Here is a 22,298-nt window from a genome sequence, read left to right as displayed (position 1 = left end):
TCAGCCCCGAGGACCGCCCGCCACGTACAGCACCTGCCCCGAAACGAAGCTGCTCGCCTCGGAGGCGAAGAAGGCCACGGCGTTCGCGACGTCCTCGGGCGCTCCGACGCGCCGGGCGGGCACCGCGGCCGCTTCGCGTTCGACGAGTTCGTCGAAGCTGATGCCGAGCCGCTCCGCCACGGTGCGCGTCATGTCCGTCACGGTGAAGCCGGGCGCGACCGCGTTCGCCGTGATCCCGAACCGGCCGAGTTCGATGGCGAGGGTTTTCGTGAAGCCCTGGATACCCGCCTTCGCCGCGGAGTAGTTCGCCTGGCCCGCATTGCCGAGGGCAGAGGTGCTCGAGATGTTGACGATGCGCCCCCAACCGCTCTGCACCATGTGCTGCTGCACCTCGCGGCTCATCAGGAAGGCTCCGCGCAGGTGCACGTTCATGATGGCGTCCCAGTTCTCGACCGGCATCTTGAACAGCAGGTCATCGCGCAGCACACCCGCATTGTTCACCAGGATCAGCGGAGGGCCGAGGCGGCTCGCAACCTCCGACACCGTGTCGCGCACGCTCTCCTCGTCGCTCACATCGACGGCGAAGGGTTCTGCTACGGGTCCGAGGCCGACACCGGTGTCCGCGTCAGCACCAGTTCTGGCACCAGCGCTCGTGCTCGCACTGGCACCGGCACTGGCGCTGACGCCGGCACTGGCACTGGCACTGGCACTGGCACCGGCACCGGCGATCGTTTCCCGGATCAGCCGCGCCGTTTCGGCGGCGCCCTCGAAATCGAGGTCGAGCAGGGCTACCCGCTCCCCGCGTCGCGCGAGTTCGAGGGCGATCGCCCTTCCCAGTCCTTTCGCGGCTCCGGTGACGATCGCGGATCGCCGCTGAGAATCAGTCACGGTGCATTCCTCCCTGCGCTCGTCCCAGCTGTGCTGCGGCCTAGGCACGCTACCTTCCCCGTACCCAGAGCCCCACTATGCGCTCCTTCGCGTGTCGGGCCGGTCATACCGGGGCCTGCACTGCGTAAGCCACCTTACCTTCGGGGGCGCGATCGGCTCGAAAGCCGTGGGCTCTGACGCCACCGGTAGTAGCGCTTTGCCACCGGCCGCAGCGCTTTGCCCGCTTCATGAGCGAGCCCGCCTCATGGGCGCGTCCCCCTCATGGGCGCCCGCCGCCTCACGAGCGCGCTCCCTCGAGCAGTCCCGCCGCCTGAGTGCCCCTCACGAAGGCGCTCACCTCACGAAGGCGCCTGCCTCACAAGCACACCCCTCGCGAGCCCTCCCCTCACGAGGACACCAGCCAACCCGACCGCCTCCCGGTGGGCTCGTGTCCTCGTCATGCGGGGGCACTGGTCTGAAAGCTACCCGTGAGCGCGGCCTGTCTGTGACCACCGTGCCGAGCGGAGAGACCCAGCGGATCTCACCGTCTGCGAGCATGCGTGCCTCGACTCCCGTGTTGTGCTTGATCGTGTGATGGTAACGGCACAGCACCTGCAGGTTGTCGGTGGCCGTCGCTCCGCCGAGGGCGGCATCGACTGCGTGATCGATGTCGGCGCGGTGAGGCACGACGAGGCACCCCGGGTACCGACAGTGCTGGTCGCGCGCGAACACCCGCCGCCGCAGCCCCCTCGCTCGGTCGATAGGCGTCGACCGCCAGGACTTCGCCAGTTTCGGGGTGGCAGCTCACCCTGTCCCATGTCGGCTGGATCGACGCGAGAAACCTCGCAGTATCGGTATCGATCGGCCCGCAGCCCGCGAGCATCGCCGCGCCCTGCAACCCGGCGATACCGGTGCGATGCTCGGGACGCTGTTCCTCCGGCAACAGGCCGAGGATGGGGACCGTGATTTGGATGCGGGCGCTGACGCCGGAAAGATCAACATCTCCAGTCTCGTTGGAAGGAGCCGCGTGCAGCAGCTCATCGGTGAGAATACTCACCCGGATCTGATCGAGCGGGCGCACCCCAGCCAATGCGCGCTCCCCGGATCCGCGTAGAGAAGCACCGGCGGCTTGCACCTCGGCCTCTCGGGCAGACGACAGCTCGCGCCTCTGAATGGAACGGGCCTGCCGCGTGAGACGATCCTTGATCGCATGCGCGTGCACGGCCTCCATGACCGCCCGCAACTCCGCCAGCCCGTCGTCGAGATCGACCACTTCGACTCGCGCACGCAGACGCTGTGCAACCCGTTCTCGCTCCTCGCGCTCGGGCACGTACTTCGCAGCGACCACTCTCGCCAGACGTCTCACACGATTCGGGGTCTCTTCCACCGCGATCTCTGCCATCTCGGCACCGTAGGCGGCACGATCCCGCCCCTCTGCGATGATTCCGCCGGCATCGACGACCGCCCGAGCATGCGGAATGCCGATCCGCCCCGCGCTCATCTGCTCGTGCAGCACCGGGTAGTCGCTGTCGAGCCGCATCGCGAGCTCCAAGTCGCGCATCACCTCGCGATCCGCTATCCGCACGGCGAACCCCACCTCCGCGGCCACGGTACGATAGCTCATCTCAGCCGCCGCGCCACTCACACTATCCACGTCGCCGAGGGCTCCACCGCCCGGAGGCCTATTGCCCACGGCACTCTCACCGACGGCGTTATCACCGACGGCGTTATCACCGACGTCTCCATCGTCGACAGCATCGTTGCCCGGAGCGCCGTCGCTGCGGGAAGGCCGACGCCCCAGCCGCAGCGACTCCTCGTGCGCGAGCCGCTCCATCTCGGTGAGCAGCCGCAACCGCTCCGCTTCGATCTTGCGGATCTGCCGAGTCGCGTCGGCATATCTCATGGCCAGCACACCCAGGCTGCGCAGCTGGGGGCTGCCATCGGGGAACGGGAGATTTCGCATGACCGCAGTCTCGCAGCCACCACTGACATTCTTGGACGAAAACCCGCCCCTGAACTGGATATTTATAGGCTTCGCATCAACTTCGACGAGGCATTGCACGTCGACCGAAGGATCTTCATCGCAGAAGTCTGGGCGATCGAAGAACCTACAGGGCCGGCGCGCAGCCGCGATGCTCGGGAGGCTCACGTCCCGCAGTAGGTGATATGAAGGCGCCCCTCGGGGCCCGGAGCCGCATACCGCTCGAGACCGGGGCGAACCGCGTACGGCCTCGTCACCGCATCGAGTATCTCCTCGAAGGGGGCGAGATCCCCGTCCGTCGCCGCGACGAGCGCCTCGTCCACGAGGTGGTTGCGAGGGATGTAGACGGGGTTGACCGCGTCCATAGCAGCGGGATCGGGATCGAGCGACAGCCAGCGCTCGAACCAGGGGCCCGGCTTCTTCCCGTCCCGGAACAGCTCTGCATAGGATTCGGGATCCGCGCCGCCAGCAGCACCAGCAGCACCAGCAGCACCAGCACCGCCACCAGCGCCAGCATCCGCGCCACCAGCACCAGCGCCCGCAGTCCGGCGGCTCTGCACCCGGGCCGCCTCGGCGAGGGCGCGGAACGCTCCCGTGTAATCCAGCCTCTGCTCGTGCAACTCGCGCAGCAGCTCCGCGGCGAGCGCGGCCACCGTCTCATCATCGGCGGACGGGGCGAGCTCATCATCGGCAGACGGCGCGACCCCATCATCGGCGGTCCCGGCGGCCCCATCAGTCCCGGCGATCCCAGCAGCCCCGGCGGCCCGGCTCCCACCCCCGCTCGCCAGCCCGAGCTTGCCCCGCATCCCCGCGGTCCAGGCCTCGTCATAGGCTCCCCCGAAGCGCTGCAGCGCCTCGAGCGCGAGCCGTTCGGCCTCGCCGGGGTCATCGGAGAGTAGCGGCAGCACGGCTTCGGCGAAGCGGGTGAGATTCCATCCCGCGACGGCCGGCTGGGCCCCGTATGCGTATCGGCCGCGATGGTCGATCGAGCTGAACACTGTCGCCGGGTCGTACGCGTCCATGAACGCGCACGGCCCGTAGTCGATGGTCTCGCCCGAGATCGTCATGTTGTCGGTGTTCATGACGCCGTGCACGAAGCCGACGAGCATCCAGGAAGCGACGAGGCGCGCCTGCGCATCGATCACAGCCTCCAGCAGCGCGAGATAGGGGTGCTCTCGGGCTCCGACTTCGGGGTACTGCCGCTCGACCGCGAAGTCGGCGAGGCGCCGCAGCAGTTCGATATTCCCGAGAGATCGCGCGTACTGGAAGGTGCCGACGCGGAGGTGACTGCTCGCGACCCTCGCGAGCACGGCGCCGGGCAGCGGGTCGAGCGAGTCGTCGCGCATGACCCGCTGCCCCGTCGCGACGACGGCGAGCGCGCGGGTCGTGGGGATACCGAGAGCGTGCATGGCCTCACCCATGAGGTACTCTCGCAGCATCGGCCCGACCGCGGCGAACCCGTCGCCCCCACGCGCGAACGGCGTGCGGCCCGATCCCTTCAGGTGCAGGTCCCGCAGGGCCCCGGCCATATCGACGATCTCACCGAGCAGTAGCGCGCGACCGTCGCCGAGTCTCGGCGAGTAGGCGCCGAACTGATGCCCCGAGTAGACCTGCGCCACGGGCCGGCTGCCCTCGGAGAGCTCGTTGCCGAGCAGCCAGCGCACGCCGCGCTCCCCTCGCAGGATGCTGGGATCGATCCTCAGCTCACGGGCGAGCGGTTCGTTCAGGGCGAGGATCTCCGGATGCTCGGGCCGCATCGCGTTCCAGGGCAGGGCGAGCTCGGGGATACGATCCGCGAACGAGCTGCCGAGCTCGATGCTCTGGAGCGGACCGCTGCCGAGCGACCGCGCATGCGGGGCCGCGGGATCCGTCCGCGGATGATCGGCGATCGTATCGTCGTCGCTGGTCTCGGTGGTGGCCATGACCCGAGCGTACGCCCGGTTCCTCCCCGCGCACTCAGGTGGCGGCGGGCGTAGGATCGGGAGCACGACGGCGCAGGCGGGATGGAGCGGCGGCTCCTCCGCTGTCGCAGGCGTACCGTGCATGACGACAGGGGGCGACGATGAGCGGACACGTGGTGATCGCGGGCGGATCAGGGCTGATCGGCGGCGCCCTCACCTGGTTGCTGCAGGCCGAGGGATTCCGGATCACCCACCTGGTGCGGCGCCCACCGACCGGGTCGCACGAGGTCGAATGGCTCACGGCCGCACCCGAGCACCTCGACCCGGCCGTGCTCGACGGCGCCGACGCGGTGATCTGCCTCAACGGCGCGAGCATCGGCCGGTTACCATGGACGGCCTCCTACCGCCGCTCCCTGCGGGAGTCGCGGCTGATCCCGACCCGCACGCTCGCCACGGCTCTGCGGGAGCTGGGCACGCGGGCCCCCGCGTTCCTCTGCGCCTCCGCCGTCGGCTACTACGGCGACCGCCCTGGGGAGTCGCTCGACGAGACGAGCTCGCAGGGATCCACGTTCCTCGCCGAGCTGTGCGGGGCGTGGGAGCGCGAGGCGCTCGCCGCCGGACGGCACACGAGGGTCGTGCTGCTGCGCACCGCACCGCTGCTCCACACGGAGGGCGTGCTGAAACCCATGATCGCCCTCGCGCGTCTCGGTCTGAGCGGTCCGCTCGGACGGGGCACGCAGCTCTGGCCCTGGATCTCGCTCGATGACGAGGTGCGGGCGATCCGGTATCTCATCGGCACCGACATCGAGGGTCCGGTCAACCTCTGCGGCCCGGCCCGAGCTTCCGCGGACGAGATCGGCCGCGCGCTCGCTGCCGCATTGCATCGGCCCTTCCTGCTGCCCGCGCCCGCGCCGGCGCTAAGATTGGGGCTCGGCAGCGAAGCCGCCGAGTCGCTACTGCTGGCGGATGCCGACGTTCGCCCCGCGGTGCTCGAGCGCTCCGGTTTCGAGTTCGAGCACCCGACCGCCGAGCAGGCGATCGCCGCCGCGCTCGCGGGGTGAAGCACGCCGCAGGCCGGCGAGCGCGACGGCGAATACCGAGGTGAGGATCAGCGCCAGTGCGGGCGCAGCCGTGGTCCATGGCGCGCGCTCCACGTAATCAATGCCCTCGGAGAGCAGCAGCCCCCACTCGGGCAGCGGCGGTTGCGGACCGAGGCCGAGGAAGCCGAGAGCGGCGAGCGCGAGCGCGACGCCCGGCAGCCGCAGCATGCCGTGGCGCAGCAGCGGCGGCACGGTCGCGGGCAGCACATGCCGCGCCCATATCTCGAACCGCGACACGCCTGACAGCGGCAGCCAGCGCACGTGCGGCAGCGCCATCGCCTCATCGATGAGCGCCGCCGCGTGCGCGGTCAGCGGCGGCCACGTCACCCACAGCACGGCGAGCGCCGCGCCGCCTACCGACGGGCCGAGCAAAGCGGCGATGATCACGCCGGCGAGGATCGGCGGCGTCGCGTTCGCGATCTCCGCCGGCCCGCGCGCTACCTCCCCGAGCACGGCGAGCAGCAACCCGACGACGATCGCGAGCAGCACGATCAGGAATGCAGGGGTCAGTGTTCCGATGGTGCCGTGCGCGACGCGAGCGAGCAGATCGCGCCCGCTGGCATCCGCCCCGAACGGGAGTTCCATGCTCGGCGGTGCGAGGCGCGGGTAGGCGATCGTGTACGGATCGCGCGGCAGGCCGAACGCGAGGATCGCGAGCAGCACCGCGGCGGTCAGCACCGCGGTCCAGCGCGCCGTCCGGCCGTCGCCGCGAGCCTCGGGAGGAGGCGGCAGCGACCCCGGCGGCAGCGAGCCGCCGCGCAGCAGCCTCCGGGCGAAGCTCGTCACCACGCCGACGAGCACCGCGGCGAGCGCCATGAGCAGCACTCCGGCCTGCAGAGCAGGCAGATCCTGTGCGTTCGCCGAACCGAGCAGATAGCGCCCGAGACCCGGGATCGCGAAGATCTGCTCCACCGCGACCGCTCCGCCGAGCAGCCCGATGAACACGAGCCCGAGCTGATCGGCGACCGCTGCAGCAGCCCGCCGGAGCACGCCGGCGAGGATGACCCGTCTCGGCGCTCGCGCGAGCCGCCAGACGTTCACCCAGCGTTCCTCGGCGACGCCCGATACGGCATCGGAGAGCAGGCGGCCGAGCAGACCTCCCGCGGGCACCCCCAGGGAGAGGGCCGGCAGGATCGCGGTGCCGAACCCCGTCCACCCGTACGGCGGCAACCACCGCAGCTGCACGGCCACCACCACGAGCAGCGCGCTCGCGAGCAGGAACTCCGGGAGCGCGGTGAGCGCGACGCCCACCGGCCCCGAGCCGCGCTGCGGCTGATCCCGCAGCACTCGTAGGGCGGCGGGGACGATCAGGGCCGCGGCGATCGCGAGCGCGACGACGGTGGCGAACAGGGTCAGCGTCGCAGAGGTGCCGAGCGCCTGCCACACGCCGGGACCGATCTCACCGCCGCTCACCCAGGAGGTGCCGAGGTCTCCTCGCAGCACTCCCGACCACCATCTCAGGCTCGTGACGAGCGGCCCGCCATCGAGCCCGAGCTCCTGCCGGATCGCCGCGAGAGCCTCGGGCGTCGGCTCGAGCTCCGCGTAGCGGGCGCGCAGCACCGCGGCCGCGGGGTCGAACCGCGACAGCCAGGGCAGTGCCCCGGCGACGAGCAGCAGCACGAACCCGCTGAGCACGCGGGAGAGGAGTCCGAGAGTGTTGCTGTGCCTCACGGTGCCCGTCTCTCTTATTCGGCGTCGAGGTGGGTGTCGGCGGTGATGAGGATTCGCTCGCGGGGGTCCCGGGCGGCTTCGTGCACGCTCAGCGCCTCTCCCTGGATCACCCGCTCGTGCAGCAGCGGGATCGCGGCATCGGTGCCGAGCACGCTCGCCTCGGCGAGCATGATGCTGCGCTGCCGCTCTTCGCCGGCCTCGGTCTCGGAGGCGACTCGGATCTGCTCGTCGACCTCCGAGGAGCACAGCTGCGAGATGGAGAAGCCGCCGTCGCAGGTGAAGTCGGAGGCGAGATATGCCACGGGATCGCCGGAGTCGAGCACCGTCGCCCGGGACAGGATGAAGGCGTCGAAGGCGCCGTCGAGGGCGTCGGCCTCGATGTACTGGTACTCGCGCACGTCCTGCTGCACGTCGAAACCGACGGCCTCGAGCTGCTGCTCGAGCATCACGGCGACCTCCGGCAGCTCCGCGCGATCGGTGAAGGTGCCCAGCGTGATCTTCACGCCGTCGACCTTCGCGGGCTCGGCACGGCCCTCGAGCAGCTCGCGGTAGTCGGCGTCGTCGCGGAGGCCCGCCGCGTAGGGCAGCGCTGGGCCGAGGAGGCCCTCGGCGACATCGGCGCGGTCCTCGTACACCGATTCGACGATCGCAGCGCGATCGATGGCCTCGCGGGCTGCGGCGCGCACCGCGGGGTCGGCGAACGGACCGGTCTCGGTGTTCAGGTAGAGCGTGTTGGTGCGCGGCATGGGCACCTCGGTGAGCAGGTCCTGGTCGACCGAGGCGGCCTGGCCGGCCGGGATCGCCTCGACGACGTCGGCCTCGCCCGTGCGCAGCGCGGCGGATCGAGCCGTGCCGTCGGGCACGAACTTCACATCGATACCGCCCGCGATCGCGGGGTCTCCCCAGTAGTCGTCGTATCGGTCGAGCGTGGCGCCCGATACGCCGTCGACGTCGACGATCTCGAACGGCCCGGTGCCGGTGCCGACGGGGTTCACGCCGTTCTCCGTGTAGGCGGCGGCGTCGAAGATCGCGAGCTGCGGGCTCGACAGCCGGTGCGGCAGCAGTGGATCGGGTTCGCCCGTCTCGACGCGCACCTCGTGCTCGCCCTCCGCCCGCACGGTCAGCTGCACCCCGTCGAGGATGCGCGGCACGGGGGTCGCATCGATGGCATGCTGCAGGGAGTTCACCACGGAATCTGCCGTGAGCGGCTGCCCGTTGTGGAAGGTGACCCCGTCACGGATCGTGAAGCGCCAGGTCAGGTCGTTCTCGCGCTCCCACTCGGATGCGAGGCCGGGCAGGGCCTCGCCCGCTTCGTCGAGCACCACGAGCGTCTCGGACGCCGACCAGCGGGACAGCTTGAACGCGTCGTCGCTCAGCGGGCTGAGGCCTGAGCGCGGCGGTTGCATGTGGGCGACGGAGATGCGGTCGCCGGTGCCGCGGTGGCCGCCGCCCCCGTCGGAGAAGCATCCGGAGAGTACGAGGATGCCGGCGAGCGGGATCGCTGCGAGCACGAGGGAGCGAGATCGGGGCTTGGAGAGGGGCATCGAAGGGTCCTGTTCGTATGTCATTCGGGTCGGGTCGGTGAAACGATGGTCATCGTTCGGGAGCAGCGCGCGGCGAACTCCGGATCGTGGGTGACGAGGAGCAGCGCGATGCCGGCCTGCGCGACGCCGACGAGCAAGGCGGATGAGACGGAGAGCGCCGTCGCAGGGTCGAGTGCGCTGGTCGGCTCGTCGGCCACGAGCACTGCGGGCTCCACCGCGAGCGCCCGCGCGATTGCGGCGCGCTGCGCCTGTCCGCCGGAGAGCTCGGCGGGTCGGCGGTCGAGCAGCTCGCGGTCGAGGTGGGCGAGTTCGGCGGCGCGGCGGATACGTGATTCCGCCTCTGCAGCGGCGCTGGCGCCGTTACCCGCTGCGGGGACGAGCCGGCGCAGGGCCTGTTCGATGGAGCGTCGGATCGACCAGCGCGGCACGAAGGATGCCGCGGGATCCTGGGATACGCCCTGCACGAGTCGACGCATGTGCTTCGCCGGTCGCAGCGAGGGCGCGCACCAGTCGTTCCCCGACACCCTGACTGCTCCGGTCGCCGGAGCTCGCAGGCCCAGCACGATATCGGCGAGAGTGGACTTGCCCGCGCCGGATCGACCGATGACGGCGAGCGATTCGCCGCGGTGAACGGTGAGGCTCGTCGGGGCGAGCACGGTGCGGGAGCCGGCGCCCCGCCCATGGGAAGCGGTGACCTCGCAGACCTCGATGGCCGGAGCGGCGGTCGATGCGTCGGTCGCGGCGTGCGGATTCATCACGCGGCGCCTTCGTGCTCGCTGGTCGGATCTCCGGCACCCCGGCCCTCGCCGATCGGGGTCTCGGTGACGCGTCCGTCGACCACCCTGATGTGCCGTGTGGCGAAGGCCTCCGCGACGACGGTGTCGTGGGTCGCGACGATCAGCGCCTGGCTGGGGCTCACGATGCGGGTCAACAGGCCGAGCATGAGGTCGCGCGATTCGTGATCCAGGGCGCTGGTGGGTTCGTCGGCGAGGATCAGCGGCGCCCGTGTGAGCAGCGCAAGCGCGAGAGCGCCTCGCTGCGCCTGTCCGCCGGAGAGTTCCGCGGGGCGTCTTCGGCCCAGCTCGGGATCGTCGAGCCCGACCGAGCCGAGCACCTCGGCGATCCGCCCGGAGCTCGCGCCGGTCACGCTCCGCAGCTGCCGCCCGAGCGGAATGAGCGGGTGGAGGGCATCGAGGCCGCGCTGCGGCACGAAACCGATCCGCGATCCACTCGCCGTGCGCTCTCCCTCGGCGCGCAAGCCCGCCGCCCACCGTCCGCAGAGGCAGCTCAGCAGCATGGACTTCCCGCTGCCCGAGGGGCCCGTGACGACGACGCGCTCGCCGGCGGCGATATCGAGCTTCGGGATCCGCAGCAGGATCCGCCCGTCCGACTCCGCCCGCACGACGACGTCGCGCAATGCGATCAGCGGAGCATCGGGCAGGGCTGTCGCGTCGGGCGTCGTGAGCGCGGTCTCCCCCGGAGTCGCCGTTCGTCCGGAGCTTGCCCGCCGAGTACTGTCGATAACCATAATGAGAACGATTATCAATCAAGAATGGAACGGTGCGCAAATCGTGAGGAGGGAGAACAACCCGCCGAGCTACTGCCGAGCGAGGTCGCGACGGCTGAATCCGGCGAATCCGACCAGCAGGAAGAGCGCCGTGACGAGGCTGATCCAGACGAGCCCCCACCGATCCGCATCGGGCGAGGTGACGTTCGGGATGTGCCAGAACGGGCTGATCGCCAGCACCCAGGCCCAGAGCTTGAACGTCGGGCCGAGCAGAGTGAGCACGAACGAGGCGAGCACGCCGACCCAGGCCGCGAGCGACACCTCCGGACGCGCGCCGATCACCGCGACCGACAGGGCGACCACGGTCCACACGGCGGGGACCGTCACGAGCGCCTGCAGCAGTGCGTCGCCGAACCGCACGCCGATGTCGGCGCTCGACGCGAGGGATGCGATCACGACCCCCGCGATGAGCACGTACACGGCGGGAGCCAGAAGCGCGATGAGCACATTGCCGCCGTAGTAGCGCGACCGGGCGACGGCTCCGGCCAGCAAGGGCTCGACCCGATCCTCCATCTCCTCGCCTCGCACCTTCAGCATGGTCTGCACCCCGGGGATCGCCGCGAGAATGCCAACGAGGCTGAGGATCGTGACGAGGAACGCCGAGATCAGCGCGTCGTGGGTGGTCGCTCCGGCGGCGAGGATCTGCGAGACCGCGCTGTCCTTGCCGAGGATGTCCTGGATCGAGGTGGCGAAGTACCCGAATACGACCCCGAGCACGGCGAAGGCGATCGTCCAGGTGGCCATCGGGCCGGCGTTCAGGCGGAGCGCCAGCCGCCCCGTCGAGCGCGGTCCCCCGCGCGCGGGGCCGGGACGGGGCGCGATAGCCCCCTGACCGAAGTCTCGGCGCGCCTGCAGCGCGAACGCGACCCCGAACGCGACGAGCGCAAAGGCGAGGGCGTAGAGGAGCGGCCACCAGTGATTCCCGTTCGCGGGGCGGGTCTCCGTCATCCAGCCCAGCGGGTTCGCCCAGATCGCCCAGGGGCCGGCATCGATCGAGTACGCGAATCCGCGCAGCACGAACAGCACCCCGAGCACGCCGACGGCCATCGAGCTCGCCGTGCGGGAGTCGCCGCCCAGCTGCGCCGCGACCGCCGCAACCCCGGCGAACATCCACCCGGATGCGGTGAACGTGGCCCCGAGCAGCATCGAGGATGGCCAGTCGCCCCCGCACAGCCCCGTCACGGCCCCGGCGATCAGGCCGACCAGCAGCGAGCCGATGACCGCGAGGCCCGATCCGGCGAGGAGTCGAGCCGCGCGGCCCATCACCCCGGACGCGAGCAGCTCCGCCTGCCCGGAATCCTCCTGCCCGCGAGTGGCCCTCACCACCACGAATATCGCGCCCAGCGCAGTCAGAAAGCCGCCGAGGGCGAGGGATCGCCAAGCGTTGAACCCGTCGACGGTCGAGAGGTCGAACGCGGGCCCGAAGATCAGGCCGAGCGCGGGGTTCGCGCCGACGGCAGCGGCAAGGCCCGCGCGTTCCTGCTGATCGGGGAAGACCCACGGATAGACGAGCACCGAGGAGGCCGACAGCGCGGTGGCGATCGCGATCCACGGCGCGAAGCCGCGGCCCTCGTGCTTCAGGGACGCGCGCAGCAGAGACGCGGCCCGGCGAAGGCGCTCATCAGGCGCTCGCAGCGTCTGCATCGTAGAGCCGCAGGAACAGCGACTCCAGCGACGGCGGCTCCACCGTGAGCGACACCAGCCCATACGGGGCGAGCAACGTCATCGCCTCACCCACGCGATTGGCGTCGGCGGTCGCGGTGAGCCGGTTCCCGTCCAGGCGCACGTCGTGCAGCGACGCGAGTTCGGTCGCCTGGGGCACGCGCTCGAGCGTGGCGTGGATCGAGGTGCGGGCCTGACCCTGCAACTCAGCGAGCGTGCCGGATTCCACGATCCTCCCGTCCCTGATGATCGAGAGCCGGTCGGCGAGCGTCTCGACCTCCGCGAGGATGTGGCTCGACAGCAGCACGGACGCGCCGCGCGCCCTGGCCTCGCCGATGACCTCCTGGAACACGTTCTCCATGAGCGGGTCCAAGCCGCTCGTCGGCTCGTCGAGGATCAGCAGCTCGACGTCCGAGGCGAGCGCCGCAACGATCGCGACCTTCTGCCGATTGCCCTTCGAGTACTGGCGCCCCCGCTTCGTCGGGTCGAGCTCGAACCGCTCCACGAGCTCCGCGCGCCGGCGCTCGTCCAGGCCTCCGCGCAGCGACCCGAGCAGGTCGATCGCCTCACCTCCGGTCATGCCCGGCCACAGCGACACGTCACCGGGCACGTAGGCGAGTCTCCGATGGAGCTCCACCACGTCGCGCCACGGATCGCGACCGAGCACGCTGGCCGCGCCGCCGTCGGCCCGCAGCAGGCCGAGCAGCACGCGGATCGTGGTCGACTTGCCGGCACCGTTGGGGCCGAGAAAGCCGTGCACACTCCCCCGCTCCACCGACAGGTCGAGGCCGTTCAGGGCTCGAAATCTGCCGAAGGACTTGGTCAGCCCCCGCACCTCGATCACCGCATCCGTGCCCATCGGTGCACCTCGCTTCCGCCGACCTTCGCGTGTGAGAGCAGTGTAACCCCGCACTCGGCCTCGGCGGCCGGCGGACCGACCTAACGCTTCTCCGGCGCTCGCCTCCCGAAGGCGCCGCGGGTCCGGGTGAGGCGGTAGTCGATGCGGTCGTCCACCCACGTCTCGAGCTCGGGGATGTCGGTGATGGATCCCGCGAGCTCGTTCGAGATGTGCTCGGTCACGCGATCCAGCCGCGCGATGCGCTCGGCACGCTCGAGCACGCGATCGTCGATGCGCAGCGCGCGCAGCGTCGACCACGCCATAAGCAGCAGCACGACGCTGAACGGCAGCGCCGTCGCGAGGGCCGCCGCCTGCAGCGACTGCAGCCCGCCGGCGAGCAGCAGCGCGATAGCGACAAGACCCTCCAGCACCGACCAGAGCACCCGCGACCAGGTCGGCGGGTTGGGGTGGCCGCCCGAGGCGAGCATGTCGACGACAAGCGATCCGGAGTCAGAGGAGGTGATGAAGAAGATCGCGACGAGCAGAATACCGATCACTGACAGAATGGTGCCGAGCGGCAGGTCGCCGAGTACCTTGAACAGCGCACTCTCGACGTGCACCTCGCCGTTCTCCACGAGGTCTCCCGGGCCGAACAGCTGCCGGAAGAGGCCGGCGCCGCCCATCACCGAGAACCAGATCATGCCGACGATCGTGGGCACGAGCATGACACCCGCGATGAACTCGCGCACCGTCCGGCCGCGCGAGATGCGGGCGATGAAGATGCCCACGAACGGGGACCAGGAGATCCACCATCCCCAGTAGAAGATCGTCCAGCCCGAGAACCAGCTCGTCGCGTCGCCTCGCTGGTACGCGCCCACGTCGAAGGTCATCTGCATGACGTTCGCGAGGTAGAAGCCGATCGACTCGGTGAAGTTCTGCAGCAGGAAGAGCGTCGGGCCGAGCAGCAGCACACTGATCAGCAGCACGCCCGCCATGGAGAGGTTGATGTTCGAGAGCCACTTCATGCCCGCCCCAATGCCGCTGATCACCGAGATCATGGCGATGAGAGTGATGACGAGGATGAGCACGACCAGCATCGTGTTGCTCACGGTGTCGACGATCCCGATCTCAGCCATCCCCGCCGAGATCTGCTGCACGCCGAGACCGAGGGAGGTCGCGACGCCGAAGACAGTGCCGAAGATGGCGAGCACGTCGATGACGTCGCCGACCCAGCCCTTCACGCGCTCTCCGAACAGCGGCTCGAGCGACCAGCGGATCGAGACCGGACGCCCTCGGCGATGGATCGCATAGGCGATCGAAAGACCGATGATCGCGTAGATGGCCCACGGGTGGAGCCCCCAGTGCACGAAGGTCTGGGCCATCGCGAGACCCGCGAGCTCGGCCTGGTCCCCCTCCCAGCCGGGCTTCGGTTGCACGGTCGCGTAGGTGAGCGGCTCACCTACCCCGTAGAACACGAGGCCGATGCCCATGCCCGCGGCGAAGAGCATCGAGAACCACGACAGTACGCCGAACTCGGGCTCGTCGTCGTCGCGGCCGAGCCTGATGCGTCCGAGGCGCGAGAACGCGATGCCGATCGCGATCGCGATGAACGCGGCGATGATGAGCATGTAGTACCAACCGAGGTTCGCGACGATCCAGTTCTGCACGGACCGGAACACGCGATCAGCACTGTCCGGGGCCAGGATCGCGAACGCGGACACCAGCAGGATCACGATCAGCGCGGGCCAGAACACCCGCGGCGAGATCATCCCCCTGCCGATGTGGACGCCGTGCCGGCGCAGCTTTTCGGTGATGCGAGCGTCGGAGTCGTCCTCGGCGATCTGCACGGACTGCGGCAGGTGAACGGTGTCCGGAATCCCCGGTTCCGCGGGGAACGCGGCGGCGGCTCCGGTGACCGGCGCCGCGGAGGACGGTGCGCCCGCATCGAAGGGAGCCTCGTGCCCCGCCTCCGGTTGCGTCCCGCCGTCCTCGTGCGCCCGCTCGGTTGAGCTCATCGTCGTTCCCCTATCTCGTTCGACGAACAAATTCGACCTTTCTACCTTTGCGGGCCGCGAGTGCTATTGCAAGCCAAGCCCGAGACGCAGCAGAGCATCGAGGGTGCCGCAACGGCGCGTTTCGCCGGGCGCGCACAGATCGCTGCTGGGGTGAACTTGAAAGTTCGTCATGACGAACTTTATGATGAGGTACCATCGAATCCAGATCGAAGCGCATCGCCCGCACTCGATCCGAAGGCACGCGAAGGAGATCCATGTCGTCCCGCCCCTCACGCTCCGCACCGCGCGGAGCCCGCGCGCTCGTCGCCGGACTGCTGCTGTCCATCGCTCTCACGGCGTGCGGCCAAGAGGCCCCCGTTAGCCCGGATGCCGACGACGGACGACCGGTCGTGCTCACCACCTTCACGGTGCTCGCGGACATGGCCCGGAACGTCGCCGGAGACCACCTGCGCGTCGAGTCGATCACCAAACCGGGGGCCGAGATCCACGGGTACGAACCCACCCCCAGCGACATCCGCAAGGCCGCCGAGGCCGACCTGATCCTCGATAACGGCCTCGGCCTCGAGGCATGGTTCGAACAGTTCGTCGCCGACCTCGATGTGCCCCACCGCGTGCTGAGCGAGGGTGTCGATCCCATTCCGATCGCCGACGACGCGAACGAGGGACTCCCCAATCCTCACGCGTGGATGAGCCCTGAAAGCGCCCGGATCTACGTCGACAACATCGTCGACGCATTCAGCGAGCTCGATCCGCAGCACGCCTCCGACTACGCCGCCAACGGCGAGGCGTACAGCGCCGAGCTGGTCGCCGTGCAGCAGGAGCTCGTAACCGACCTCTCGTCGCTCCCCGAGCAGCAGCGCGCGCTCGTCACGTGCGAGGGCGCCTTCTCGTACCTCGCCAGGGACGCGGACCTCACCGAGCGCTACATCTGGGCGGTCAACGCCGAACAGCAGGCGACCCCGCAGCGGATCGCCTCGGTGATCGACTTCGTCAGGAGCAACGAGGTCCCCGCCGTGTTCTGCGAGTCGACGGTTTCGGACAAGACCATGCGGCAGGTCATCGAGTCCACCGACGCGGAGTTCGGCGGCACGCTCTACGTGGATTCGCTCTCCGAACCCGACGGGCCCGTGCCGAGCTACCTCGAGCTGATCCGCCACGACGCCGAGCTGATCGCCGACGCGCTGACCGGGGCGGATACGCCCACCGGGGCAGCAGCTCCGAACGGGGGCGACGCATGACCGCCACGACCGCTCCCGCGCTCAGCGTCTCGGGGCTCACCGTGCACTACGGCGAGGTGACCGCCCTCGACGGCGTCGACTTCTCCCTCGACTCCGGTCGCGTCTGCGGCCTCATCGGCATGAACGGTTCGGGCAAGTCGACGCTGTTCAAGACGATCATGGGCATGATCCGCCCCGACTCGGGGTCGGTGCTCATCGACGGCGATCCGCCCGCGCGTGCGCTCCACGCCGGCCGCGTGGGCTACGTACCGCAGAGCGAAGACGTCGACTGGGCCTTCCCCGTCTCCGTGCGCGACGTCGTCATGATGGGGCGCTACGGCCGCCTCGGAATCACGCGCCGTCCCCGCCGGGACGATCGCCGAGCGGTCGATCACGCGCTGGAGCGCGTCGAACTCACCGACTACGCCGACCGGCAGATCGGGCGCCTCTCAGGGGGCCAGCGCAAGCGCGCCTTCGTCGCCCGCGGGATCGCGCAGGGGGCCACCACGCTGCTGCTCGACGAGCCGTTCGCGGGCGTCGACAAGCGCTCCGAGGCGACGATCACCCGCCTGCTGCGCGAGCTCGCCGCCGACGGGCGCACGATCCTCGTCTCCACCCACGATCTGCACGCGCTGCCGACGCTCGCCGACGAGGCGATACTGCTGATGCGCCGCGTGCTCATGCACGGCGCTCCGCGCGAGGTGCTGCGGCCAGAATCGCTCGCACTCGCGTTCGGCCTCGATGTGATGGGCGGGGAGGATCGCGCATGAACCCCCTCGATCTCCTCCTCGAGCCGCTCGGCTACGACTTCATGGCCCGCGCGCTCCTCACCGCGCTCATCGCCTCCGTGGTGTGCGCGGTGCTCTCGTGCTGGCTGGTGCTCATCGGCTGGTCCCTGATGGGCGACGCCGTGTCGCACGCCGTGCTGCCGGGCGTCGCGCTCGCCTATCTCGTCGGCGCCCCCTTCGCCCTCGGCGCCGTCGTGTTCGGGCTGCTCGCCGTCGCGCTCATCGGGGCGGTGCGCGACACGAGCCGGGTGAAGGAGGACGCGGCGATCGGGATCGTCTTCACGACGCTGTTCGCACTCGGCCTGGTGATCATCTCGGTGGTACCCTCGCAGACCGACCTCACGCACATCATCTTCGGAAACCTCCTCGGAGTATCCTCCGCCGATCTGCTGCAGATCGCGGCGCTCGGGGCGCTCGTGCTCGCGGTACTGGTGATCAAGCGCCGCGACTTCACCCTCTTCGCGTTCGATCCCACCCACGCGCACGCGATCGGCCTCCGCCCGAGGGTGCTCGGCGCGATCCTGCTCGGCCTGCTCGCCATGACCTCCGTCGTCGCCCTGCAGGCGGTGGGTGTGATCCTCGTCGTCGCGATGCTCATCATCCCGGGGGCGACCGCCTACCTGCTGACCGATCGCTTCGCGCGCATGCTCCTGCTCGCCCCGCTCCTCGCCGCGGCCTGCGCGTTCATCGGTCTCTACACGAGCTACTACCTCGACACCGCTTCGGGGCCGATGATCGTGCTCGCACAGGGTGCCGCCTTCGCGCTCGCCTACCTCTTCGGCCCCAGGCAGGGGCTTATCGCCACCCGGCTGCTCGCGCGACGGCGAGCGCGAACCGTCTCACAGTAGGGACGCCGCCGTCGCGATCGCGGTGAACTGGCTGCTCCAGCTGCTGCCCCTGCCCCAGGTGATCGGGGCCGTGACCGATGCCGTCGAGGCCGACTACCTCTCGGCGCTCTCCCTCGTCGCGAGCATCGGCATGGCGGCGCTGGATATCCGCGCACCAGGGTCGGGCGGCACGGTATCCGCGTGAGGATCGGGGATCCGCCACCGTGCCCGGAGCCATACCCGCGAGCGCCGGGTAGCACCTGAGATCGTGTATTGGCAAGGCCCTGCCGCGGGCAGGGCCGACCTCGTTACCGTGAGGTCATGTCTGATTACAGCGAGTACCGATATCTGATCATCGGCGGCGGCATGGTCTCGGACAGCGCCGCCCGCGGCATTCGCGAGCTCGATCCCGCGGGGACGATCGGCATCGTCGCGGAGGAGGAGACCCCACCCGTGGCGCGCCCCGCCCTCTCGAAGAAGCTGTGGACCGACGCGTCGTTCGCGTTCGACGACGCATGGCTCGACACCGAAGCGGATACGGGGGCGACCAGGCACGCCGGAGAGCGGGCGGTCGGCATCGATCGCTCCGAGCGCATCGTTCGCACCGAGCACGGCCTCACGATCCGTTACGAGCAGCTGCTGCTCGCGACCGGGGGCACGCCCAACAGGCTCGAGCTCCCCGAAGACGAGCGAATCGTCTACTTCCGCTCGGTCGAGGACTACCGACGCCTGCGCGAGCTCTCCGGCGGTCAGCGGCGCGTGGCCGTGATCGGCGGCAGTTTCATCGGCACTGAGCTGGCGGCCGCCCTCGTGCAGAACGACACCGAGGTCACCCTGGTCTTCCCCGACGAGGTGCTCGGCGGCACGAAGTTCCCGGCCGATCTCGCAGAACGATTTCAGGGGTTGTACGAGCGGGCTGGCGTGACCCTGGTGCCGCGCGCCAAGGTCGAGGCCGCGGAGGTCGACTCGACCGGCCCGATCCGTCTCTTCCTCTCCACCGGAGCGGTCGTGGAGTGCGACGCCGCCGTCATCGGCGTCGGAGTGACCCCGAACATCGAACTGGCGGAACGAGCCGGCCTCGACACCGGCGACGGGGTGCTCGTCGACGATCGGCTGCGCACGAGCGATCCTCGGATCTTCGCCGCGGGCGATATCTCCTCCTACCCCGACGCCATTCTGGGGCGCCGCCGCATCGAGCACGTCGACAACGCCATCGAGATGGGGCACCAGGCCGGCCGCAATCTCGCCGGCGCAGATGAACCCTACGATCACACCCCGTACTTCTACTCGGTGGTCTTCGGCAACCGCTACGAGGCGGTGGGCTCGCTCGACTCCTCCCTCGAAACCGTCGAGCGCTGGGACGGCGACCGCGGAGTCGTATATTACCTCGACGGCGACCGCGTCGCGGGGGTGCTCCTCTGGAACGTGCAGGGACGCCGCGATGCCGCGCGCGAGGCCATCGACCACGCCGACGGATCGGATCCCGAGGCCCTTCGACGACGCATCCCGACCGACGACGGCGAGAGCGGAGACTGATCCCTGCTCGGTCCTCGATCCCGGCATCAGCACTGAACGGAACACCGCAGCGGAAGGAGCATCATGGATCTCGGCATCGCGGGGCGCATCGCCCTCGTCACCGGCGGAGACTCGGGCATCGGATGGAGCACGGCCGCCGAGCTCCTCAGGGAGGGCGCGACGGTCGTGCTCAGCGATCGCGACCCCGAGAAACTCGACGAGGCCGCGTCGAAGCTCGACGCCCCTGCGGGCCGGCTGCACGCCCTTGCGGCGGACCTCACCGATCCGGAGGCCATCGCAGAGCTTCACCGCAGTGTCACCGCCTCCGCAGGCCCCATCGACACGCTCGTGCACTGCGCCGGCATCACCGGCGCGCAGGGCAAGTTCCACGAGATCGGCGACGACGGTTGGATCTCCACACTCGACATCGACCTGCTCGCCCCCGTGCGCGTCGCGAGGACCTTCCTCGACGAACTGCGAGCCAGCGGGCGAGGACGTATCGTCTTCATCGCTTCGGAGGACGCCGTGCAACCCTACGACGATGAGCTCCCGTACTGCGCGGCGAAGGCCGGGGTACTCGCGCTCGCGAAAGGGCTCTCCCGAAGCTACGCCCGAGAAGGTCTGCTCGTGAATACGGTCTCGCCCGCATTCATCCGCACCCCGATGACGGATGCGATGATGGATCGTCGGGCCGAGCGACTCGGAGTGACGCGTGAGGAGGCCATCCGGTCCTTCCTCGACGAAGAGCGCCCCTTCCTCGAACTGAAGCGAAGAGGCACTCCGGAGGAGGTGGCCGCCGTGATCGCGTTCCTGTGCTCCGAGCGGGCTTCCTTCGTGACCGGTTCGAACTATCGAGTGGACGGAGGATCCGTCGCCGCGCTGTGAACAGCGGCTCCGACGGAACAGCGATATGAATGCACAGAGAACACTCATCGACCTCGCCGGCCGGCCGAGAGACGCCGCGGAGGCGCTGCGGATCGCGCTCACACCGGGCCTCCTGAACGACCACCCCCACCACGACAACTCGATCGCCTGGCTGCTGTGGCACGCGGCGAGGGAGATCGACGAGCAGCTCGCCGCTCTCGCCGGGACGGAACCGCTGTGGACCGCGCAGGGCTTCGACGGGCGCTTCGACCTCGGCATCGACGCCCACGAGATGGGGTACGGCCACACCCCGGAACAGGCCAGAGCGATCATCGTCGAGGATCCGGATCTGCTGCTCGCACACCTCTCGGCCGTCATCGACGCGCAGATCGCGTATATCGAAACCCTCGACGCGGACGCGCTCGACGAGATCGTCGACGACCAGTGGGATCCACCGGTGACCAGGGCCTCGCGACTCGTGAGCATCTCGGTCGACGCCGCCGAGCACGTCGCGCAGGCCGCCTACATCACGGGTATGAGGGCAGAAGCCTTCGAGTGAGGGCGGGATCAGTCTTCAGACGACCTCAGGCGCCGGTCGACCGACGCATACCGTGCTCCATCCCCCACTTCACGGCCTGCGCCCGCCGCTCCACCCCCATCTTGCGATAGGCCGAGCGGATGTACGACTTCAGCGAGTTCGGGCTGAGGAAGAGCGACGCGGCGATCTCCGTATTCGTGTGCCCCTGCACGATCAGGGCGACCACCTCGGCTTCACGAACGCTGAGGCCCTCCTGCTTGCCGGGCCACGAGGTCTGCGGCTCGGCGAGCCGGGGCACCGCTTCCGCGGGTCTGCGCTCGGCCGCGCGCCGACCGACGATCCGTTCGAGGCCGCTGACGAGCTCGGCTGCGGGGAGCGACTTATCCAGATAGGCGAAGCCCTGGGCGGCCCAGGGCGCTTCCACCGCGAGATCAGAGCCCGCCCAGGCGTAGATCACGAGGGTTCCCACATGAGGATCGGCCGCCAGCGCCTCGAGTTCTCCCTGCCGGGGGCGAGACCGTCCGAAGGTGTCGTAAAGGGTGATGTCGACGCGTCGGTCCGAAACGCCTCGGACGTCCTCCTCCACCACCTTCACCCGGCTCTCGAAGGGTCGCAGCATAGCCGCCAGACCGGCGACGACTACCTCATAATCGTTCAGCAGACGCAGCCGCAGTGGTTCCTTGCTCACACGATGAGTATAGGGGGCCGGAGACCTGCCGACTGCTTCCCCGCAATCTGAATAATCGGCGTGATTCCGCGGAATTCTAGCGGTGTCGCGAAGCCCAAACCACACCCCCAAGGGTGAGGCCGCTGCCGTTACAGTTTGGAGCGGGAAGCATGCGGCTTTCCGCTCCATCACTGGTCGACAGGCCGAGGATCGGGCGACGCGTAGCGTCGCGGGAGCACCCTCAGGCTTCGACGCGAAGGGGACCGTGGGAACACTCATCTATGGCCGGACACAGGAATACGACTTCGACGACCGCACGCTCGAACACCTGCGCGTCGTGATCACGTCGAGAGTGAAGAAGAACGAGTCGTTCTTCCTCACCTGGACAGCTCAGCGCCATCGACAGACGGTGACGACGTCGCTCTGGATCTCCCCCGCCGTTCCTCTCGTCTTCAGCTTCTCCAGCGACACGAGAGTGCCGATCTCCCGGGAGTGGCTGCAGCAGCTCATCAGGTCCTCCTACTCGCCGCAGGGCCTGGTGATAATGCCCGAGCCCGCTTCCGGCGGCTTCTGAGCGCGATCGAGTTGAGCCTGTAAATGTGTTGAGGGTCGTACCGGTGAGTGCCGTCTTCGGCGTTCACTGGTACGACCCTCAATGTAATGGGTGTCCGGCGGTGTCCTACTCTCCCACGAGGTCCCCCTCGCAGTACCATTGGCGCTGTCAGTCTTAGCTTCC

General features: G+C 69.4%; 20 protein-coding genes, 1 rRNA gene and 1 pseudogene. 9 read left to right on the top strand and 13 right to left on the bottom strand.

Annotated elements, in window-relative coordinates; translation table 11 throughout:
* From AC0KXF_RS00110 to AC0KXF_RS00095, 4 genes and pseudogenes are all read right to left on the bottom strand, one after another.
* The gene (locus AC0KXF_RS00110) at positions 1-888 is read right to left on the bottom strand and encodes an SDR family oxidoreductase (protein ID WP_473107289.1); all 888 of its coding nucleotides are present in this window, start codon (positions 886-888) and stop codon (positions 1-3) included.
* A 333-nt stretch (positions 889-1,221) separates the two neighbouring features.
* Positions 1,222-1,554, bottom strand: coding sequence for an HNH endonuclease signature motif containing protein (locus tag AC0KXF_RS00105; RefSeq protein WP_473107288.1), 333 nt, complete (start codon positions 1,552-1,554; stop codon positions 1,222-1,224).
* A 493-nt stretch (positions 1,555-2,047) separates the two neighbouring features.
* Positions 2,048-2,491 (bottom strand): annotated as a pseudogene (locus AC0KXF_RS00100) (DUF222 domain-containing protein); the annotation flags it as partial.
* Positions 2,492-3,012: 521 nt separating this feature from the next.
* The gene (locus AC0KXF_RS00095; RefSeq protein ID WP_473107287.1) at positions 3,013-4,770 is read right to left on the bottom strand and encodes a protein adenylyltransferase SelO; all 1,758 of its coding nucleotides are present in this window, start codon (positions 4,768-4,770) and stop codon (positions 3,013-3,015) included.
* A gap of 140 nt (positions 4,771-4,910) precedes the next feature.
* Between AC0KXF_RS00095 and AC0KXF_RS00090 the strand changes: the two genes are divergently transcribed.
* Positions 4,911-5,810, top strand: coding sequence for a TIGR01777 family oxidoreductase (locus AC0KXF_RS00090; protein ID WP_473107286.1), 900 nt, complete (start codon positions 4,911-4,913; stop codon positions 5,808-5,810).
* Here AC0KXF_RS00090 and AC0KXF_RS00085 read toward each other — a convergent pair.
* The 7 genes from AC0KXF_RS00085 to AC0KXF_RS00055 all read right to left on the bottom strand — a co-directional run bounded on the left by AC0KXF_RS00085 (position 5,703) and on the right by AC0KXF_RS00055 (position 15,146).
* The gene (locus AC0KXF_RS00085) at positions 5,703-7,520 is read right to left on the bottom strand and encodes an ABC transporter permease subunit (protein WP_473107285.1); all 1,818 of its coding nucleotides are present in this window, start codon (positions 7,518-7,520) and stop codon (positions 5,703-5,705) included. The genes AC0KXF_RS00090 and AC0KXF_RS00085 overlap by 108 nt on opposite strands.
* A 14-nt stretch (positions 7,521-7,534) precedes the next feature.
* Positions 7,535-9,064: an ABC transporter substrate-binding protein gene (locus AC0KXF_RS00080; RefSeq protein ID WP_473107284.1), complete on the bottom strand. Its 1,530-nt coding sequence runs from the start codon at positions 9,062-9,064 to the stop codon at positions 7,535-7,537.
* A 20-nt stretch (positions 9,065-9,084) separates the two neighbouring features.
* Positions 9,085-9,819 (bottom strand): ATP-binding cassette domain-containing protein, encoded by a 735-nt coding sequence (locus AC0KXF_RS00075; RefSeq protein ID WP_473107283.1) that lies wholly within the window; start codon positions 9,817-9,819, stop codon positions 9,085-9,087.
* Positions 9,819-10,592, bottom strand: a complete 774-nt coding sequence (locus AC0KXF_RS00070; RefSeq protein ID WP_473107282.1) for an ATP-binding cassette domain-containing protein — start codon at positions 10,590-10,592, stop codon at positions 9,819-9,821. The genes AC0KXF_RS00075 and AC0KXF_RS00070 overlap by 1 nt, the downstream gene beginning before the upstream one ends.
* Positions 10,593-10,661: 69 nt before the next feature.
* Positions 10,662-12,275, bottom strand: a complete 1,614-nt coding sequence (locus AC0KXF_RS00065; RefSeq protein WP_473107281.1) for an ABC transporter permease — start codon at positions 12,273-12,275, stop codon at positions 10,662-10,664.
* Positions 12,253-13,152 carry an ABC transporter ATP-binding protein gene (locus AC0KXF_RS00060; RefSeq protein ID WP_473107280.1) on the bottom strand — a complete coding sequence of 300 codons (900 nt, stop codon included), beginning with the start codon at positions 13,150-13,152 and terminating at the stop codon, positions 12,253-12,255. The genes AC0KXF_RS00065 and AC0KXF_RS00060 overlap by 23 nt, the downstream gene beginning before the upstream one ends.
* Before the next feature lie 80 nt (positions 13,153-13,232).
* On the bottom strand, positions 13,233-15,146 hold the full coding sequence (locus AC0KXF_RS00055; RefSeq protein ID WP_473107279.1) for a BCCT family transporter: 1,914 nt from the start codon (positions 15,144-15,146) through the stop codon (positions 13,233-13,235).
* A 254-nt stretch (positions 15,147-15,400) separates the two neighbouring features.
* Between AC0KXF_RS00055 and AC0KXF_RS00050 the strand changes: the two genes are divergently transcribed.
* The 7 genes from AC0KXF_RS00050 (at position 15,401) to AC0KXF_RS00020 (ending at position 20,916) form a co-directional block, all read left to right on the top strand.
* Complete coding sequence (locus AC0KXF_RS00050; RefSeq protein WP_473107278.1) at positions 15,401-16,384, top strand: metal ABC transporter substrate-binding protein; 984 nt, start codon at positions 15,401-15,403, stop codon at positions 16,382-16,384.
* A complete protein-coding gene (locus tag AC0KXF_RS00045) occupies positions 16,381-17,133 on the top strand; it encodes a metal ABC transporter ATP-binding protein (protein ID WP_473107277.1) in 753 nt (250 codons plus the stop codon). The genes AC0KXF_RS00050 and AC0KXF_RS00045 overlap by 4 nt, the downstream gene beginning before the upstream one ends.
* Positions 17,130-17,999 carry a metal ABC transporter permease gene (locus tag AC0KXF_RS00040; protein WP_473107276.1) on the top strand — a complete coding sequence of 290 codons (870 nt, stop codon included), beginning with the start codon at positions 17,130-17,132 and terminating at the stop codon, positions 17,997-17,999. The genes AC0KXF_RS00045 and AC0KXF_RS00040 overlap by 4 nt, the downstream gene beginning before the upstream one ends.
* A gap of 22 nt (positions 18,000-18,021) precedes the next feature.
* Complete coding sequence (locus AC0KXF_RS00035) at positions 18,022-18,183, top strand: hypothetical protein (protein ID WP_473107275.1); 162 nt, start codon at positions 18,022-18,024, stop codon at positions 18,181-18,183.
* Positions 18,184-18,299: 116 nt separating this feature from the next.
* Positions 18,300-19,514, top strand: a complete 1,215-nt coding sequence (locus tag AC0KXF_RS00030; protein WP_473107274.1) for an NAD(P)/FAD-dependent oxidoreductase — start codon at positions 18,300-18,302, stop codon at positions 19,512-19,514.
* Between the two features lie 63 nt (positions 19,515-19,577).
* Complete coding sequence (locus AC0KXF_RS00025) at positions 19,578-20,378, top strand: SDR family NAD(P)-dependent oxidoreductase (RefSeq protein WP_473107273.1); 801 nt, start codon at positions 19,578-19,580, stop codon at positions 20,376-20,378.
* 25 nt (positions 20,379-20,403) lie between these two features.
* Positions 20,404-20,916 (top strand): mycothiol transferase, encoded by a 513-nt coding sequence (locus AC0KXF_RS00020; RefSeq protein WP_473107272.1) that lies wholly within the window; start codon positions 20,404-20,406, stop codon positions 20,914-20,916.
* A 25-nt stretch (positions 20,917-20,941) separates the two neighbouring features.
* Here the strand turns inward: AC0KXF_RS00020 and AC0KXF_RS00015 are convergent, their stop codons facing one another.
* Positions 20,942-21,583, bottom strand: a complete 642-nt coding sequence (locus tag AC0KXF_RS00015; protein ID WP_473107271.1) for a helix-turn-helix transcriptional regulator — start codon at positions 21,581-21,583, stop codon at positions 20,942-20,944.
* A gap of 244 nt (positions 21,584-21,827) precedes the next feature.
* Here AC0KXF_RS00015 and AC0KXF_RS00010 point away from each other — a divergent pair, with 244 nt between their 5' ends.
* The gene (locus AC0KXF_RS00010; RefSeq protein ID WP_473107270.1) at positions 21,828-22,136 is read left to right on the top strand and encodes a DUF7882 family protein; all 309 of its coding nucleotides are present in this window, start codon (positions 21,828-21,830) and stop codon (positions 22,134-22,136) included.
* Between the two features lie 92 nt (positions 22,137-22,228).
* Here AC0KXF_RS00010 and rrf read toward each other — a convergent pair.
* Positions 22,229-22,298 (bottom strand): 5S ribosomal RNA (gene rrf / locus AC0KXF_RS00005); the annotation flags it as partial.

The sequence above is a fragment of the Leucobacter holotrichiae genome (assembly GCF_055791005.1).
This window is presented reverse-complemented; position numbering and strand designations above follow the sequence as displayed.